Annotated in this window: 17 protein-coding genes, 1 tRNA gene and 4 pseudogenes; 12 read left to right on the top strand and 10 right to left on the bottom strand. The window is 33.2% G+C overall.

Annotated features, from left to right (window positions below):
- The first annotated feature begins 107 nt into the window (after positions 1-107).
- Positions 108-485 carry a transposase gene (locus ABWU64_RS03215; protein ID WP_341816086.1) on the top strand — a complete coding sequence of 126 codons (378 nt, stop codon included), beginning with the start codon at positions 108-110 and terminating at the stop codon, positions 483-485.
- A 175-nt stretch (positions 486-660) separates the two neighbouring features.
- On the opposite strand, the gene odhB is transcribed toward ABWU64_RS03215, so the two are convergent.
- Entirely contained in the window at positions 661-1833 is a 1173-nt protein-coding gene (gene odhB, locus ABWU64_RS03210; protein WP_341815991.1) for a 2-oxoglutarate dehydrogenase complex dihydrolipoyllysine-residue succinyltransferase, read from the bottom strand.
- Positions 1834-1976: 143 nt separating this feature from the next.
- Between odhB and ABWU64_RS03205 the strand changes: the two genes are divergently transcribed.
- From ABWU64_RS03205 to ABWU64_RS03195, 3 genes are all read left to right on the top strand, one after another.
- Positions 1977-3203, top strand: coding sequence for a hypothetical protein (locus ABWU64_RS03205; RefSeq protein WP_353279217.1), 1227 nt, complete (start codon positions 1977-1979; stop codon positions 3201-3203).
- Between the two features lie 305 nt (positions 3204-3508).
- A complete protein-coding gene (uppS, locus tag ABWU64_RS03200) occupies positions 3509-4204 on the top strand; it encodes a polyprenyl diphosphate synthase (protein WP_015587721.1) in 696 nt (231 codons plus the stop codon).
- Complete coding sequence (locus ABWU64_RS03195) at positions 4194-4820, top strand: phosphatidate cytidylyltransferase (RefSeq protein WP_015587722.1); 627 nt, start codon at positions 4194-4196, stop codon at positions 4818-4820. Before uppS ends, ABWU64_RS03195 begins: the two co-directional genes overlap by 11 nt.
- Before the next feature lie 14 nt (positions 4821-4834).
- Here ABWU64_RS03195 and ABWU64_RS03190 read toward each other — a convergent pair whose 3' ends face one another.
- Both ABWU64_RS03190 and coaD read right to left on the bottom strand, forming a co-directional pair.
- Entirely contained in the window at positions 4835-5044 is a 210-nt protein-coding gene (locus tag ABWU64_RS03190; RefSeq protein ID WP_353279215.1) for a zinc-finger domain-containing protein, read from the bottom strand.
- Between the two features lie 71 nt (positions 5045-5115).
- On the bottom strand, positions 5116-5622 hold the full coding sequence (coaD, locus tag ABWU64_RS03185) for a pantetheine-phosphate adenylyltransferase (RefSeq protein ID WP_015587724.1): 507 nt from the start codon (positions 5620-5622) through the stop codon (positions 5116-5118).
- Positions 5623-5696: 74 nt separating this feature from the next.
- On the opposite strand from coaD, the gene ABWU64_RS03180 reads away from it, so the two are divergent.
- From ABWU64_RS03180 to ABWU64_RS03170, 3 genes and pseudogenes are all read left to right on the top strand, one after another.
- A tRNA-Phe gene (locus ABWU64_RS03180) sits at positions 5697-5769 on the top strand.
- A gap of 60 nt (positions 5770-5829) precedes the next feature.
- A complete protein-coding gene (locus ABWU64_RS03175; protein WP_135352788.1) occupies positions 5830-6768 on the top strand; it encodes a gamma-glutamyl-gamma-aminobutyrate hydrolase family protein in 939 nt (312 codons plus the stop codon).
- 191 nt (positions 6769-6959) lie between these two features.
- Positions 6960-7410: pseudogene (locus ABWU64_RS03170) on the top strand (DDE-type integrase/transposase/recombinase).
- A 74-nt stretch (positions 7411-7484) separates the two neighbouring features.
- Here ABWU64_RS03170 and ubiH read toward each other — a convergent pair.
- On the bottom strand, positions 7485-8642 hold the full coding sequence (gene ubiH / locus ABWU64_RS03165) for a 2-octaprenyl-6-methoxyphenyl hydroxylase (RefSeq protein WP_015587700.1): 1158 nt from the start codon (positions 8640-8642) through the stop codon (positions 7485-7487).
- 254 nt (positions 8643-8896) lie between these two features.
- Here ubiH and ABWU64_RS03160 point away from each other — a divergent pair, with 254 nt between their 5' ends.
- Together ABWU64_RS03160 and ABWU64_RS03155 are read left to right on the top strand one after the other, a co-directional pair.
- Entirely contained in the window at positions 8897-9361 is a 465-nt protein-coding gene (locus tag ABWU64_RS03160; protein ID WP_353279213.1) for an MFS transporter, read from the top strand.
- Between the two features lie 71 nt (positions 9362-9432).
- Entirely contained in the window at positions 9433-9855 is a 423-nt protein-coding gene (locus ABWU64_RS03155) for a hypothetical protein (protein WP_353279212.1), read from the top strand.
- 491 nt (positions 9856-10346) lie between these two features.
- Here the strand turns inward: ABWU64_RS03155 and ABWU64_RS03150 are convergent.
- Positions 10347-11175, bottom strand: a pseudogene (locus tag ABWU64_RS03150) (Mur ligase domain-containing protein); the annotation flags it as partial.
- Positions 11176-11201: 26 nt separating this feature from the next.
- Between ABWU64_RS03150 and ABWU64_RS03145 the strand changes: the two are divergent.
- Positions 11202-11870 carry a septal ring lytic transglycosylase RlpA family protein gene (locus tag ABWU64_RS03145; protein ID WP_015587697.1) on the top strand — a complete coding sequence of 223 codons (669 nt, stop codon included), beginning with the start codon at positions 11202-11204 and terminating at the stop codon, positions 11868-11870.
- 274 nt (positions 11871-12144) lie between these two features.
- Positions 12145-12893 (top strand): annotated as a pseudogene (locus ABWU64_RS03140) (transposase); the annotation flags it as partial.
- A gap of 163 nt (positions 12894-13056) precedes the next feature.
- Here ABWU64_RS03140 and ABWU64_RS03135 read toward each other — a convergent pair.
- From ABWU64_RS03135 to ABWU64_RS03120, 4 genes are all read right to left on the bottom strand, one after another.
- Complete coding sequence (locus tag ABWU64_RS03135) at positions 13057-13188, bottom strand: hypothetical protein (protein WP_353279208.1); 132 nt, start codon at positions 13186-13188, stop codon at positions 13057-13059.
- A gap of 89 nt (positions 13189-13277) precedes the next feature.
- Positions 13278-13490 carry an NUDIX domain-containing protein gene (locus ABWU64_RS03130; protein WP_353279206.1) on the bottom strand — a complete coding sequence of 71 codons (213 nt, stop codon included), beginning with the start codon at positions 13488-13490 and terminating at the stop codon, positions 13278-13280.
- A 310-nt stretch (positions 13491-13800) separates the two neighbouring features.
- Positions 13801-13959: a hypothetical protein gene (locus tag ABWU64_RS03125; RefSeq protein WP_341816019.1), complete on the bottom strand. Its 159-nt coding sequence runs from the start codon at positions 13957-13959 to the stop codon at positions 13801-13803.
- Between the two features lie 268 nt (positions 13960-14227).
- The gene (locus ABWU64_RS03120; RefSeq protein ID WP_158673917.1) at positions 14228-14383 is read right to left on the bottom strand and encodes a hypothetical protein; all 156 of its coding nucleotides are present in this window, start codon (positions 14381-14383) and stop codon (positions 14228-14230) included.
- A gap of 329 nt (positions 14384-14712) precedes the next feature.
- Here ABWU64_RS03120 and ABWU64_RS03115 point away from each other — a divergent pair, with 329 nt between their 5' ends.
- Positions 14713-15138, top strand: a complete 426-nt coding sequence (locus ABWU64_RS03115; protein WP_353279205.1) for a hypothetical protein — start codon at positions 14713-14715, stop codon at positions 15136-15138.
- Between the two features lie 879 nt (positions 15139-16017).
- Here ABWU64_RS03115 and ABWU64_RS03110 read toward each other — a convergent pair.
- Positions 16018-16675 (bottom strand): annotated as a pseudogene (locus ABWU64_RS03110) (exopolysaccharide biosynthesis protein).
- Positions 16676-16800: the final 125 nt, after the last annotated feature.

The following is a 16800-nucleotide window of genomic DNA, read 5'->3' as shown; positions in this document are numbered from 1 at the left end:
TATAAAATTTTATTTCTATGACACACGGGTTTTTATTGCCTACATGATTGAACAAAGTTACAGAATTACACAAATAAAAAATTTTTAAAAAACATAGTTGATGCGATATCTATAAGATTAAGTCTCTTTGTGCAGATGGAGCTTATGATACAACAAGTTTATATCAATTATGCAATAAATATAATTTAAAACCAATTATAAAGCCAAGAAAGAATGCAAAAATCTGTGACAATATAGACCACTTCTCGGAAAGAAATAACAACATTAATATAAGAAAAAGATGCAATTTAACTCAATGGAAAAGGCAGACAGGGTATGGAATACGGTCACGTATTGAGAGTTTTTTCTTTAGACTCAAAAAAACATTTGAATTTAGTTTTAAGAATAAATCTGAGATAAACCGCTCTCAAGAGATGCTCTTAAAATGCTACTTGATTAACAAATTTTCTGATATCGGTATGCCTATTTTCGAACTTATCTCATAAATCTCTTCCATCACTCCTTCACATTAGTAGCCATGCAACAAAGCCGGCATAGATTACAATGTCCGTACAGTAAACACTGACCATTTTTCGTATAAGTTACCTTTGCAAATGTTTGTACAACTGTAACACCCACCTTGAAAACTTCAGAAAAACTTACTTGTCGCTTTTAACCTGCTTAAATTTCTAAAACTAATCTATTTGGATCTTCTATGTAATTTTTTATTTTAACAAGGAAAGTAACTGCTCCTTTACCGTCAACTATTCTGTGGTCGTAAGAGAGAGCAATGTACATCATTGGTCTGATTTCAATTGAGCTACCTACAGCAACTGGTCTATTTTGTATTGAGTGCATGCCAAGTATTCCAGATTGGGGAGGGTTGATTATTGGAGTAGAAAGAAGTGAACCGTATACACCACCGTTTGAGATAGTAAATGTTGCACCTTCCATTTCCGATACTTGCAGCTTACCTTCTCGTGCTTTTTTGCCAAGGGCAACTAAAGTTAGTTCAATTTTAGCAAATGACATTTGATCAGCATCACGAATAACTGGTACAACAAGACCTTTGTCAGTGCCAACAGCAACGCCTATGTCATAGTAATTTTTATATATGATTTCATCACCTGAAATTTCAGCGTTAATCTCACGAATTTCTTTCAGCGCTTGCACTGCTGCCTTTATAAAAAACGACATAAAACCAAGTTTTATTCCGTATTTCTTTTCGAAAGTTTCTTTATACTTTGCCCTGAGATCCATGACATTTTTCATGTCAATTTCATTGAACGTGGTCAGTATTGCAGCAGTATTTTGTGATGCTTTCAAACGAGCAGCAATGACTTGCCTTATTTTGCTCATTTTCACTCGTTCTTCTCTTCTCTCTCCACTTGCTACGCTTTTTGGCGATTCATATTGTTTTATCGCAGGTTGTTCAGCCTTACTCATATGGTCTATCACATCTGCTTTGGTTACTCTGCCTCCCATGCCAGTTCCTTTTACACTTTCTGCACTGATTGCATTTTCTTCCATAATTTTACGAGCTGAAGGGGCATCTTTTTTAGCAGCGCTTTCGCCCTTATTTTCTTCTTTCACTTCTTCTTTTATTTCTCCTACAGCAAGTTTTGCCAGTAACTGATCAGGGCTAATTACATCATCTTCTTTCACAAAAAATTCGGTTATTTGTCCTGAAGCTTCTGCAGTTAATTCGAGTGCTGTTTTGTCAGTCTCAATTTCAAAGATCAAGTCATCTACTTTTATTGCTTCACCGATATTTTTCTTTATTTTTACTATACCCTCCGTAACCGATTCACCACCAAGAGTTTTTGGCGCTCTTATTTCTATAATTTTGCTCATAAAATAACTTCTACATAAAACTTTCTATAAATTTATACATGAAAAGAGACATGTAATAAACTAATAAATTCATTAGGCCTTATGCTTGATTATTTCTTTTTATATGTTTAAAATTAAAATACTAAGTAAATTGAAATAAGATTATGGATTTTGATAAAGCAGACAATGCAGAGGATTTAGATAACGAAAAACTTCAACTGATATGTAAGGCTTATGACATAAGATTACGATCAAGTCAAAGAGTTGTTGATGGCATCAATTCAATGGATTACAGTAAACTTAAAATCTTATGCAAGTATAATAATAAGTTTAGTTACAAAGGTATTGAAGAATTACTCTCAGATGAGAGCATTGTTAATCACATCAACGATTACGATGATGAAATGTTTAGTTCCATGCTAAATGATGCACCTTCGGAGCGCAATATTCTAGAAATACTAAAAGGTGAAGAGGTTTGCAATACCAATAATGAATTCGAAAGTAGTGGTAACGAAAAGAATGAAGAAGATTATGGATATTATGATAATTTTGATTACGAGGAAGATGAAAAAAATGATCCGAATAACTTTGCTAAAGAAGCACTAGGAAATAAAGGAATTAATGAAAAACGCGTTGATGATGTTCAGTTTTACAACGATGCAGATGTGGAAATACCACCAAAAAATCAAAATGATATTAGGAATATCCGTCTTATTCAATGGATGATAGTTGAGAGTGATGGTAAGCTTAGTGAGCAAAATGTTACAGAATTACTAAAAGATCAGAGTTCTATTGATCGAATTAACTCTATTGGTGATAAAAAGCTTCAACTTATACTCAAGAGTAATAAGTTTAGTGGTGAAAATATTATGGAGTTATTAGGAAATCAAAAAGTTGTTGAATACCTCTGTTTTATTGATTATGAAAAATTTGAACTCATTCATAATAGCGATAAGTTTAATAGTAGCAATTATACTAGTAGCAGTTACAAGATTATAAGGTTGCTAGAAAATCAACAAGTTGTTGAGCACATCAATTTTATTGATTATGAAAAACTTAAATTCATACTTTGTAATGATAGGTTACTCTTTAGCGATATTGTAAGACTACTAAAAAATCAGGAGGTTGTTGAGAATATCATTTCTTTTAACATTAAAAAATTTCGACTCATATTTTATCGTGATAATCTTAACTACGTAGATACAATAGAATTACTAGGAAATCAGGAAGTTGTTAATAGAATCGGTTTTACTCCTTTTGAAGAGTTAAAATCCATGTGTAGTCATTCTAGTCTTAGCGATATTATAAAACTACTAGAAGATAAAAATGGGCCTAGTAATGTCTTAAGTGGGACACGGAAAGAAAAAATGCAAGTCAGTTACATATCATGACATAGCTTAAAAAGTGTTTGTATCCAAGGTTTTGCTTTATAAATTTAAGAGGGTGTTAAATAAACCATACGCATCAAATTAAGAAAACACGCTCAATTTAGACCATTTTTGCCATATTTTCTTAGTAAAATCACTGGTAGCTGACACCGAGGTTCAGAAAACTTTATTCATAGAGTAGAGTATAGACTATCAATGATTTTTCAGTAATAATGTAGTTCAGGTGAATATAGTGAACGTTTTACATAGAAATTAAGCTAACCTAATATGGGTAATATTGGTAAAACCGAATAACAGGTTGAATTAAAATGTTAAATCTAGAATCTCTACCAAAACATCTAGCAATTATTATGGATGGTAATGGTAGGTGGGCAAAGAATCAAGGAATGGTAAAAATTGATGGTTATAGAAAAGGCAGTGAAGTTGCATTTGATATTGCTAAACATTGCACAACCTTAGCCATATCTTACTTAACTTTGTATGCATTTTCCATGGAAAATTGGCTCAGATCTGAAAACGAAACAGACTACCTATTTAATTTATTTTACTCCACTTTAATTAATGAAGATAAAATGAAATTCATTTACAATTGTAACATTAAGTTAAATTTTATTGGCAATTTAAGTCTATTGCCCAGTAAAATATTCGATCAAATCAAAAAAGCAGAAGAAGTGACACATAAGAACGATGGTCTATTACTCACTGTTGCAGTTAGTTATGGAGCAAAGCAGGAAATTATACATGCTATCAACAACGTCATAAAAGGAAATATTGATTGCGTATTGGAAGAGGAATTTGAAAAATTTCTGTATACTAAAGATTTACCAAAATTGGATTTATTAATTCGCACTGGTGGCGAGAAAAGGTTAAGCAATTTTTTACTATGGCAAGCAGCTTATGCTGAATTGTATTTTTGTGATACTTTATGGCCTGATTTTTCTTGTCAAGATTTGAGTAAAGCATTAGCAGATTATACAAAGAGAGAGAAAAAATATGGTAGATAATAATTTTATGGTGAGAACACTGTCCTCAATAGTCATATTACTTATATTTTCTTTTGCCACATATTTCAGTGATTTATCGTTTTATCTACTAATTTTCTCAATTGCAGTTTTATCTTCTTTTGAATGGTATAATCTAACTCAGGGCAATAGAATCTTATACATTTTCGCATTACTACTCATTGCACTACCAAATGCATCGCTGATATACTTATATAATCTACCACAGGGAAAATATGAATTAATATGGCTTATCTTAACCATTTGGAGCATCGATATTACCGCTTACCTATTTGGTAAAAACTTTGGTGGTGCTAAAATTTGCCCAATTATTAGTCCTGGAAAGACTTGGTCAGGGCTTTTAGGTGCAGTTTTAGCTGGAGTATTTTGTACAATTTTTGGTTCAATATTTTTGAGTTTATTTCCAATTTTCTATTCCCCAATAATTGGCTTTACAATTGCTATTCTAGCCCAACTTGGAGACTTTACTGAATCACTCATAAAAAGAGTTTACAATGTTAAAGATAGTGGAGGTATAATACCTGGCCATGGAGGAGTACTTGACCGTATGGACAGTTTGATCTTTACTGCCCCCTTTATTGCCATTTACATAAGCTAAAGAATGAAGTGCTATTAACCTTTGGTCCTTTCCTTTTTGTTCACTGCTTTCACCTCAACAGATTGAAATTCTTTGGAGTTTACTATTTCACTCATGGGCTTACTGCAATAAGGACAATACATTTCTCCTTCTTTATGTAAATATACTACTGGATGACCAGAACCATCATCATTCTCATCACCACGGCAGCAAACTATTAGATTATTATCCCTCACTTCTGACATACTGCTCCTTTATTTTATAGTATTTTGTACATCGAGCATAACCGCTTTGAAGTGGAGAAAACAACAAATATTTATTCTCCATTTTTTACCCTATTTAGATTAATCAATTCGGTTTGGACATTTTGTGATACAAAGCTGCTAACATCTTCTCCTAATCTCGCTATTTCTTTCACAAAACTTGATGAGATAAATTGAGTGTCTTCAGATGCAGGAAGAAATATGGTTTCGATTTCATGGGAGAGCTTATAATTTACCCAACTCATTTGAAATTCATAATCAAAATCTGATACTGCCCTCAGTCCTCTGATAATAACAGAGGCATTTTGCTCTTTGGCAAACTTCACGAGCAACCCATTAAAAGATATAACATCTGCATTAATTTCTGCTCCTTTAACTTCATTTTCAGCCATGCTTGTGCGTAGCTTTATGTTAAAGGTAGTATGTTTGTTAACATTTTCTGCAACACCGACTATCAACTTATCGACTAGCTTGCATGCTCTTTTTATTATGTCAAGGTGCCCAAAAGTTATAGGATCAAACGTACCAGGATAAATTCCTATTTTGTTATTAATGTTCATTTTTTGTTTCTATACTTCAAAAACTTTTGATGGACATAATAACGTTTTTTGTCTAAAAATAAAAGTACGTAGTTGGCCTGATAGCTCAGTTGGTAGAGCAAAGGACTGAAAATCCTTGTGTCGCTGGTTCGATTCCTGCTCAGGCCACATTCTTTTTCTTAATGTTCTATAATATATTACAATATTAATATAATTATTTAGGAAATAATGCATAAATGTTACAATAGAGTATTTAATATACTATTAATTACATTTCTACTATTAAGTAATATCGCTTATAGTGAAAAAGTAAACAAAGAATTATCTGCTTTGACAGCAGAAAATGCAGTAAATTATAATATAATTGTTGGTTTATTGCAAACAGATGAATCTCAAAATATCTATGAGATATTCAATAATTTTGGGGTTAAAACTATATTCATTGACTACGACAAAATAATTAATCTAAAAGAAATCCAAGAAGAGTTCGCAAAACAAGATGAAATATTGGCAAAAAAGCTGATACTAGATCGAATAAAAGTTGAAGTTGCAAAATTTATCAAAGAGCAAAAGATAAACAGAATATTTATTTCAGATAACTTTCATTCAGCTCTTAACCCTTACCGCCAGCTTGTGAATGAAGCAATTGTAAAAATAGTAGATGACAATCCTACAATTCATTTGCTTGCCATATGCGGTGGTTTACAAGACATTATGCATGCAAAAGAAATTGAAATAACAAATGTTGTTAATGATGAGAAGAATCATTTAAAATCAGCATCCTATCCACAAAAAGAGAATATGCCTCTTCAGCAGATAAAAATTGTTCCAGGTAGTCGTTTGGAAAAAGTGGTAGCTAGATTTTTACTACCTAATCAAAATGGCTGGTTTTCAACTTATTTTCCGAATGCTCATTCAGGTACAGTAAGTAATACTACAGAGAATAGAAGAAGGCTAGAGCTACTTGGATATAAAATTGCAGCATTTGCCAATGACGGGGTAATAGAAGCTATCGAAGATAAGCATGGTAATATTTACTTTCAAAGTCATCTAGAAGCCCTTGTTGTCAAATCAGATAAAAACTCTCGTTTGTCAAGCCAAAAGGTACGTCAGGTTTCAACACTAGTTGCTATAGCAATTATAAATGATTTTCTTCATCGCGTTTAATGCTAAAATAAGGAAAATCATTTAATGTCATGCCAGCACCCTTTTTCTTGTTGTTCCAGCGCGTGACGCTGGAATCCCGATACAATGTTGAACACTTTTTTTTGTCTTTCTAGAGCAAGTTCTTTCGGTTCTGTCGCATTTGTAGGGAAGTAGAAAGAAGAATGATATAATTGTCTAAAAATAAAGCAAAGATGTTTCGTATCAATCAAAAATTATTGCCATATTTCAAAGGATTTAGCTTTTCAGCGATGTTATCTGTATACATGAAATGTCGATTCTCTTTGAGCTATCGAGATTTGGAAGAAATTATGAGTATAAGGGGAGCAAAAATTGACCATGCTACGTTACAAAGTGGTTTATCACCACTGATAGATTAGGCAGTAAGGAAAAGAAAGAAGCAGGTTGGTAGTAATTGGAGAGACCTACATTAAATTAAACGGTAAATGGGTTTATTTATATAGAGCACTATTGGTAATACTGTAGACTTCCTCTTGTGTGTTAGTAGAGACAAGTCTGCAGCACTCCGCAAAGATTACTATTACAGGTATAGAAAATATTCGCATGATTCAGAAAAAACAAATTATCGGAGCTAATGACAATGTTTCTACTTTTGAGAATTTTGCTATGTTAATGGCTCTATAACTCCTATAATCCCAACTTTAATGATCTTCTTTTCTATGGTTTATAGATGCGACAAAATCAAGAAATCTAATGATTTATATAAACCCCATAGCATGTCGAACGAAGCTTTTTTTAAGAAAATCTGAATTTTCAACTACCATTAAACCAAGATTGCTCAGAACTTTAACGCAAAGTATTCTGTTGGAAAATATTCTATTTAGTCCATCAGTTGCAAGTGCCATAGTAAAATTATCAAAGTATCTATCACGTGAAATTTTCTTCAATAGATAATTACTGCCAACATCAATGCCAGAGGATTTTGCAGCAGTTATTTGTCTAATAACACTCTCTACATCTCTCATTCCAAGGTTAAGTCCTTGACCTGCAATCGGGTGGATTGAATGTGCTGCATCGCCAATCAGCAAAATTCTGCTTTTATGAAGCTTCCTCGCGAAAGAAAAACTCAAAGGATAAAGTCTTCTTTCACCCTCTAATTCAATTTCTCCCAAATAAGAACCAAATCTTTTTTTGAGTTCTATGACAAATTCCTCTTCGGATAAGCTCATCAGCATTTTTGAAATTTCGCATTTTTCTGTCCAAACTATTGAAGAAGTATAGCCACCTTTCATTGGCAAAATTGCAAATGGACCACTAGGAAAAAACCTCTCTACAGCTAAGTTTTGGTGATGTAATTCATGTTTTACATTAAATACCATGCTATTTTGTTTATAATCAAATTTTATCATTGGTATAGAAAACAACTCTGGCAACTTAGAGTTTTTACCTTCAGCACAGATAAATAGTGATGATATCAATTTTTGATCATTATCAAGAGTAACTTCCATGTATCCTTTGTCACAAGAGATTGTTTTATAGGAACGTGGAGAATATATATTGAGTTTATGCAAAAAATTGTTATTGATTGCATTCCATATAATAGCGCTCTTGATTACATAGCCCATTGGCTCTTCACCAACCATTTTATGGTCATAATGTACAGTAAATGGACTATCTCCATCTAATATGCATATATCAAGTATTGGTTCAGCTTCGCCTTCTAAGAGCCGCCAAATCCCTGATTTTTCTAGTATTTTTTTTGATCCTTGAGAAATAGCGAATGCTCGATTATCATCAACTGCACGTGGTAAATTATTTTTCTCAATTACGGCTACAGATACAGAGTCATTACTCAGGCCAATAGCAGTAATAAGACCAATTAGTCCACTACCTGAAATGATTACATCGTAATTCATTTTATTAACCTAAAATTACATTCTACCCATTTTAATAATAGTAAAAAATGTTCTTCTTTCAACGCTTTAAATGTGATATTTTTATTCATTAATTAAAGATTTTAAGTGTTACTACCGTTTTTATTAATTCTATCTCTAATTGCTAAGTTCATTGAAATTGATATTTCTGTACCTAGTTTTCCTGATATAGTACGCTATTTTAACGTACCGGAAGGCACAATTCAATTAACTATTGCTTATAATTTTTTAGGCATTTGCATAGGAGGGTTATTTTTGGTCCATTGTCTGAATGCTATGGCAGAAGAAGGATGATGATCATAGGCAACACTTTGCTACTCATCGGTGCTGTTGGCTGTGTTTTTGCGCTGTCAGTTTCTTGGCTTTTAATCTCTCGCTTTATTCAAGGCATTGGTGTTAGCACATCTGTAGTTGTATTTGCAATTATTGCAGACAGCTATAAAGGCAACGAAGCAGTAAAATTTATTGGAATCATGAATTCTATTATCACAGTTCTCATAGCAATTGCACCAGTATTAGGCAGTTTCATCAACAAAATTGTTGGGTGGCGTGGCAACTATGCAAGTGTTGCAATACTTTGTTTCATCTCTTGGGTTTTGCTGCTTTTTCTGTTACCAGAAACAAAAAAGGACCGTGATATTTTTAGTCTAAAAAAAATGATGAAAGACTATAAAAATTATTATCAAGTTCAAAATTTATGATGTTGTCTTTGGCACAGAGCCTTTTTTCTGCGGCTTATATGTCATTCATTACTTGTGGCCCTTTTTTGTATATGGAAACTTTTGGTTTATCCAGCACTATTTATGCGCTACATCAAGGTGCAATGGTTGGGTCTTTCTCACTAATTAGCCTGTTTTCCAGTAAGATCTTAAAGAAACTTGGAGCAATTTGGTGTGTAATTTCCGGTACAGGCGTAATTGCTATTGGATCCCTATCACTTTTAATATTCAGTATAATCATGCCCAGTGCTTACTACTTAGTAACGCTGTCTATGGTTATTTTTTGTATTGGCTGTGGAATTTGTCAAGCAGTCATTTTCAATGCATCATTAAATATTTTCCCTGAAATGAAAGGTACAACTTCTTCTGCAATTTCATTTATTAGAGCTTCTATCATGGCTATTTTTATCGGCTTAACAAGCTACGTTTACGATGGTCAAGCAACCAGTGTAGCTATTCTTGTTTTTTTGCAGTAGTTCTAATTTACTGTCTATTTATTGTTTTCAAGGTCTGGAGAAGATCTATAATCACCATATAGATCCTTCTCATTTCTAGTTATTGCGGTAATATGTATTGTAACTTTGCCGGCTGCTCTAGATGTATCTCTTCCAAATCACCTAATCTATATTAGTTAAAGAGCATTATCTTGCTCATGCGTCTAAAGTTTGAGAGCCAATTTTCAGCAATCCAATCAAATTCCAATTTTTTTCAAACAACTGTTTCTTGCTATTTTTGTACCTTAAAAAATTTAGCTTACTTTTACGCTAGCTTGTTCAAATAGCATTAGTACGACTTACTTTTTTTGAATGTAGAGATTTTTTAGGGATTGTCCTCTTAAATTCTATAGTATCTTGTTTAACATTGAAACGAGAATCCAGTTTCAAGCATTGAGGTGATGAAGAAAGGGCTGCTTTTATTCCACCCCCCTCAACTACTCGAGTAGTGGACAATGGAATACGATTACTTTCGTTTATACTAATCAGCACGTCAAATTCTATGCTATTATTGTGTTGTTTGATGTTGCTAGCTCTAATTTTACCATTTCCAAACCCAAACGTTATAGAATTACTCTCATCATGATTGATGTCTGCAGAATCAGGCAAAATAGCAAAATTCGCGTTGTTTACAAATCGAGAAAACGCATTTTTGATGTCGTTAAATGTACCGTAATGGTCTATATGGTCGTCATTAATACTTGTTACAACAGCAATATCTGCAGGAATTTTTAACATAGTTCCATCAGACTCATCAGCCTCAATTAAGAAAATGTCACTTTTGCCAAGTTTTGCATTACTCTGATAGGAATTTAATATTCCTCCAACAATTACAGTGGCGTCAGCACCAGAATGATCAAAAATGGAAGCAATCATAGCTGTCGTCGTCGTCTTGCCACTTGAACCTGAAACTGCTATCACATATTTACTTTTTATAATTTTAGCCAGCATGTCTGACCTATGTAAAACGGTTTTATTGTTATTTCCTGCTGCAACTAGCTCCACATTATCAGGTTTTATTGCGGAAGAATGTACAACTATTTGAGCTTGTCTAATACTACTTGCATCGTGACCAATATAGACCTCTATACCTAATTTTTGTAACCTATCTATATTGTCGTTTGATCGCGTATCACTGCCTTGAACTTTATAACTGGAATTATGAAGAATTTCAGCAATTGCGCTCATTCCAATTCCACCTATACCGATTATATGTATTACTTCTTTTTTAGTGCTGTGCATATTTGGCAGTAGACGTTTACTTATTACTAAATTTATTATAGTATAATTTAAAATCCTCATGGTATCGAACCATTTCACTAAGTACAATGATAAAAAAACTAGCCTTTCTATGTCTAATATTCGTTTTGATGAGTAGTTGTAGTTTTAGAAATAGGTGTAATCACACTGCAGGTCATTATAAAATTGGCAATAGCTATACAATAAATGGTATCACCTACCACCCAAAATACTGTAGCTGTTACGAAGAAGTAGGAATCGCATCGTGGTATGGAATAGAAGATCATGGCACAATTACAGCCAACGGTGAAGTGTTTAATCGTCACTTGATTTCTGCAGCACATAAGACCTTGCCCCTACCCTGCTTTGTTCGTGTTACTAATTTAGAAAATGGAAGGAAGCTTGTTATAAGAGTTAATGATAGAGGGCCATTTGTTAAAGGTAGAATAATAGACTTGTCAGAAAAAGCAGCACAAGTTTTAGGACTTCATAAGTCTGGGCTTGCGAAGGTAAAAGTCGAGTACTTAAGAAAGAGGTCAGAACAATTGATACAAAATACTCCTCATTACAAAAGGCAATATGAAAAAGAAATGCAGAAACGTCACCCAAAACAAAACAATGCAGAAAGTAAGGGATATGTAGCATTTTTTGTAAACGCTCAGGTAGCTAAATCAGCTGCATCAAAGCTTCGTAATCAAGGAATAGAAAATGTTAGATTGCTTTTCAAGAATGATCAATATTGCGTAAAAGTAAGTTAAAACCTGCATTACAGATTGTGTAGCATGCCAGAAACTATTTGACAAATGAGAATGTTCCAAAAGCATGTGCATCAAGTTGAGAAACTATCGTGAAATATAGCAATATTTAAGATTGGTATTTTATTTGTTACATTTCAGGTAGTGACAGCTACCTCAGCTATAGCTGTAAAAAATAATCTACCACTTAAGAAATTTCATTAAAAAAGGGAGTGTTAAATAAACTGTGTCAAACCAAGAAATAAAAATATAATTGATATAAAAATGGAGGTTTGACATGAATCAAGTAAACAGAACTACCGGTTTGGTAGACTATAAAGAACTGGAAGCAAATATTCTATCATCGATAAGAGAAGGAAGGCCGCTGACGGGAAGAGATGGAGCATTAACACCGTTTATAAAAAGTTGCTGGAAGCAAGCCTGGAAGGTGAGATAGAAAACCACTTGTTGGTTGAAAGTGGAGAAAATAACCGAAGAAATGGTAGAAATGCAAAAACTTTACGTACAAGTGCAGGCTCATTTGAGTTGTTAACACCTAGAGACAGGGAATGAAGCTTTGAACCCCAAATAGTTAGAAAAAGACAAACAAGCCTACATCCAGAACTTGAAGCAAAGGTTCTTAAGCACATTTGCCAGTGGCATGGGATACAGAGATATAGCGTCACATATTGAGGAAATTTACGATCACAAAATATCAGCGGTAGAGATATCAAGTATTACTGACAAACTGCTACCAGTAATCAACGAATGGCGTAGTCGTCCGCTGCAGTCTGTATATCCGATAGTTTTCATGGTTTTTTAAAGTCAAGGAGGACGGGCATTGTGTAAGTAAATGTATGTATAATATATTAGGTATAGATCAAAATGGCAGAAAAGAAGTATTAGGTTTTTATTTAGCTGAAAGTGAAGTTCTGATTGGGAGTACTAAATGATCTCAAAGAGAGAGGAGTGGAAGATATTCTAATTGCATGTGTAGATGGGCTAAAAAGCTTTCCTGCAGCAATAAACAGTGTGTTCCCTAATGCATGTATCTTATAACATAATTTAGTATATTAATCAAGAGATTAATAGTAACTTGCATTCATGAAACCCGATCGGCTTCTATGTTAATTTGTAATAATTTAGATTTGATCTGATAGATTAGTTGTCACAACCTATATGAATCACACACATAAATTTATAAAAATCATTACCAACCTATTTCACTGAGAATAATTCCACTTTCAAAGCACTCTATTCCTTGTTTCATATATTGAACAATGTTACCTGGAAGATTGCTGATATTAAAAAAACGTAGCTCTCTACACTTATTTGGCTCCATATTCTTTATCTCATTGTGCCATTTACAACACTTAAAGAAAAAATCAATGTAGTCTGGTTTGTGAGGATAGTGAATGATAGACGTAAAATTTAAATCACTTTTTTTATGTCAATTTCCAACTCTTCTTTAGCCTCTCTTATCATGGCAGATGTAACAGATTCCTCCGGCTCAAGATGTCCAGCTATTAATCCCCAACAATTTCCACTCAATTCAGTATTGTGCCTTAGTGAAAGCAGCACTGAATTTTCTTTTATTAACAGAAGATTTACAGAAACATGAACCTTGTGGCGGTTATTATTCATGAGTGATTCCTTATGATATTTAACAATTACAACCTTACCCAGGTGGTATGAACAAGTGCTGCTTGGTTAACCATCTTTCTACTCTAGTTAGTGTACTAAATTGTCATTGTCAATAACTAATTCTTTTATCTTTTTCCAAATCTTCATAAGCTCTGTGGACAAAATTTTAGAGAAGCCATATAAGAGCCTCAACAAAATCTAGAAAACCCATAAAAACCTCAGATGTTTTGTCAAATCTGGGAAAAATACGCCTAAAATTTTTAATTTTACTGAAAAACACTCAATCAAATGACGTTCTTTATAAATGTGCTCATCGTAATACCTTTGCACTTTTCGATTTCGTTTTGGGGGCTGTACATCCCTTGCTTTCGAGACTTGCAACAAAAACATTGCTATCGTAGCTTTTATCAGCAACTAAAGTAGTATTATAGACATTTTCAGTTAATGTTGCTGCTGTGTGTAATCTCATTCCTTTGATCAACAGTTAGAGCAAACTTAAGAGGATTTCCAAGTGCATCAATAAGTGCATGTATCTTAGTTATGAAACCACCTTTGTTTCGCCCTAAAGCTTCTTTCTCCTGGGAGTGTTTTGTATAGCCAGCTGAACATTGGTGGATCAATTATAACAGTTTCTAAATCTGACCCTCGTTTTGCGTACTCCAATAAATTCTTCCAAATATCCCTTTCGCACCACCTCTTAAATCGTTTGTGTATACTTCTGTAATTGCCATAGCTTTTTAGCAAAAGCCTCCACTGTTTGTGCCATATGCCACACTGCTTCTATTTAAACGTTTTTCGTCTTTGCTATGTATTCCTTTCACGCTTTTTATGAATTCTAAAATTTGTTTCCAATTTCTTTCTTTTATATAATGTTCCATTCGTAGTTTTTCCATTCTTATGCTCATTAGATTGAACTACCTCTTTTTTTTCTTTTCTCTCTTATTTTTTTGTCCACAGAGCCTAGTGATGCTAGAATTTTTTTTGCGTAAGTTTCAGTTTCAAAACACACTACAAAATTTTTGGTTTAAATTTTTTTCAAACTATAAGTCCAACGTATATCAGTAAATAGAATAGACAATAATTAAAGTACCTATATGATGAGAAAAAAACTTTTCTTGTTTCATTCTAGCTAATGTTAAAGGTGTATATTGATTTTTCATGTAAAATTTTAACCTTCACTCTTTTTTTTCATTTGCCACTTCTTGCAAAGGAAAAACCAGATATGTTTTACGATCAAAACAGTGGTTTGCAGCTACCACTACCTAGTAATATGATTATAGGTGATAATAATAGTGCCCTGATAACTCATTACAAAAGTGATTCTCTCATAAAAGACTCAAGAAAAGTTGTCTCATTCGAAATTGATAAGTCTGATATCTACCACTATTACATAAGAGGAGATGTGCTAATTAGCAAGGGTGATGTTTCAGAAGAAACATGTTATAGTAGTTACCCAACATGCATGAATTACGAACGTCATGTTAACAGTACAGGAAAAGTGTTACCAGATAAAATATTGATAAATGGATATCACTTTATATATCTTCATGCAAGTGAAGGTGCAGCAGGTACTGCTTATGATACATATATATACAGAGGTATGATTGATGACAAGTGTGTTTTTTTGACATTTACTCACGCCAGGTAAATCCTTATAACTACTTAGATACTACTGGTGATGTATCTTCAGTACAAAATGCATACCACTCTTTTAATAATGATATTGAAACTGTAAATAATATTATAAGAAATACAAAGTTTAATATTAATAAATAAGTTTATTAATAGGTAAAAAATAGATCATTCGCTGTCATTTTTATGAAAGGTCACATTACCTGTGGGTTAAAGTAAAGGATAGAGCCAACCCATAAAGCCAAACTCTGAGTATTATCATACAATCATTCGTTGAATAAAAAAATACTCTACCCTCTTATGCACCATAACAAGTTAGCCTCTAATATATTTAGGATATATTATTTCACCTTTAAAACTTGTCAATTACTATTGTAGAAAATTTTTCTAACCCAAAGTAGTTTACGGCAAAAGCTTCTCAATAGAATGAATGTATAACCTTTTACTTATTTTTTAATTTTGTTTTTGTCATAAGCGTGTCTTAATTCTTATCGTAAAATAAATTACTACTAATTTAGTAGTATATATCGCTAATAAATTAAGTAACATAGCCATTTCCAATGGTCAAAACCAAGTGCGGTGAGAACTCTTTTTCTTGGGATGCGTTGGTCTTCCAAACGATACATACGAACTTTTTTATATGGTGATTTTATTATACGCTGAAATCACCTATATTGCCTTACTTTCGCTAAATCTACATATGAGCTGTTTTGCCTAACTTTGTTGTAAAAATTCCAAGCTTTTACTTTTAAAACGCCGCTTTTGTTTAAATTGTTCTCACAACAGTACGTACTTTTTTATGCTTTTGAGACACAAACAGTAAACAAAAGAATTTGCTTCCACACTGGTTGCCATGGTATTTCTATAGAATATCTAATTTGCTAATAGCTCAAGATTAACCGTATGCAAAACTCTTGAGAAAAGAAAACGCACTAATTATAAGCTGTGGACCTTTTACTATTACAATAAGAGCAAATAATATTCCACACAAGGATACCAACACTCCAAGTATCGAGACAAGCCCGTCTTTATTCATAATACCAAGTGAAATAAGAGTCGTACCGATTGCTGGAATGAAGTGAGTCAACGGAAACGGATTGGCTATCACCAATACGCAAACCAGCATTATAAATGCCAAAATCTTTTCACCTGGCCCACAGAAGATAAAAGACATTCTCGGTTTCATGAACTTTTCTATTTTTTTTTAATGCAGGTAAAGTTTTTTTAACCACAAGGGCTAATGTTGAACGTTTAAAGGATTTCCTTTCCAACCAACGTGGCATCCAGGGAGAATGAAACCCAAGCAGAAGTTGTAATGAAAACAAGATTAAAGGTATAGAAAGAATAGTTGTATAACCAGGTGGAACCGGTATAGGCACCGATAGCGGCAAGGAGAAGATGATTATTAAAATACCAAAACCACGTTCTTGTAAAGCTGTTTTAATGTCAAACAATGTCACTTTATCACTATCAGCAGTACCAGTACCTGCAACCTCTTTTAGAATATCAGATGCTAATTTTTTATCTTCAGTCAAATTCTTACCCCCTTTCACAATTACCTTTTAACCAAACGACCCAATAATTAGCATAATCACTACTATAACACAACATCTATTCTTGATTTAACTGATTCATTCCTCTTTGAATTTCATACTTATGGTCTTATCTGTTTCGATAC

It is taken from the genome of Wolbachia endosymbiont (group B) of Xanthorhoe designata (genome assembly GCF_964028585.1).
Lineage (GTDB): Bacteria > Pseudomonadota > Alphaproteobacteria > Rickettsiales > Anaplasmataceae > Wolbachia.
This window is presented reverse-complemented; position numbering and strand designations above follow the sequence as displayed.

Bases quoted from the DNA above. Each gene is read 5' to 3' on its own strand.
- uppS (WP_015587721.1), top strand. From the start codon at position 3,509: ATGTTAAATCTAGAATCTCTACCAAAACATCTAGCAATTATTATGGAT.
- ABWU64_RS03135 (WP_353279208.1), bottom strand. From the start codon at position 13,188: ATGGAGCCAAATAAGTGTAGAGAGCTACGTTTTTTTAATATCAGCAAT.
- ABWU64_RS03175 (WP_135352788.1), top strand. From the start codon at position 5,830: ATGCATAAATGTTACAATAGAGTATTTAATATACTATTAATTACATTT.
- ubiH (WP_015587700.1), bottom strand. From the start codon at position 8,642: ATGAATTACGATGTAATCATTTCAGGTAGTGGACTAATTGGTCTTATT.
- ABWU64_RS03125 (WP_341816019.1), bottom strand. From the start codon at position 13,959: ATGAGATTACACACAGCAGCAACATTAACTGAAAATGTCTATAATACT.
- ABWU64_RS03205 (WP_353279217.1), top strand. From the start codon at position 1,977: ATGGATTTTGATAAAGCAGACAATGCAGAGGATTTAGATAACGAAAAA.
- coaD (WP_015587724.1), bottom strand. From the start codon at position 5,622: ATGAACATTAATAACAAAATAGGAATTTATCCTGGTACGTTTGATCCT.
- ABWU64_RS03155 (WP_353279212.1), top strand. From the start codon at position 9,433: ATGGAAACTTTTGGTTTATCCAGCACTATTTATGCGCTACATCAAGGT.
- ABWU64_RS03115 (WP_353279205.1), top strand. From the start codon at position 14,713: ATGTTTTACGATCAAAACAGTGGTTTGCAGCTACCACTACCTAGTAAT.
- ABWU64_RS03130 (WP_353279206.1), bottom strand. From the start codon at position 13,490: ATGAATAATAACCGCCACAAGGTTCATGTTTCTGTAAATCTTCTGTTA.
- ABWU64_RS03190 (WP_353279215.1), bottom strand. From the start codon at position 5,044: ATGTCAGAAGTGAGGGATAATAATCTAATAGTTTGCTGCCGTGGTGAT.
- ABWU64_RS03195 (WP_015587722.1), top strand. From the start codon at position 4,194: ATGGTAGATAATAATTTTATGGTGAGAACACTGTCCTCAATAGTCATA.
- ABWU64_RS03145 (WP_015587697.1), top strand. From the start codon at position 11,202: ATGATAAAAAAACTAGCCTTTCTATGTCTAATATTCGTTTTGATGAGT.
- ABWU64_RS03120 (WP_158673917.1), bottom strand. From the start codon at position 14,383: ATGGAAAAACTACGAATGGAACATTATATAAAAGAAAGAAATTGGAAA.
- odhB (WP_341815991.1), bottom strand. From the start codon at position 1,833: ATGAGCAAAATTATAGAAATAAGAGCGCCAAAAACTCTTGGTGGTGAA.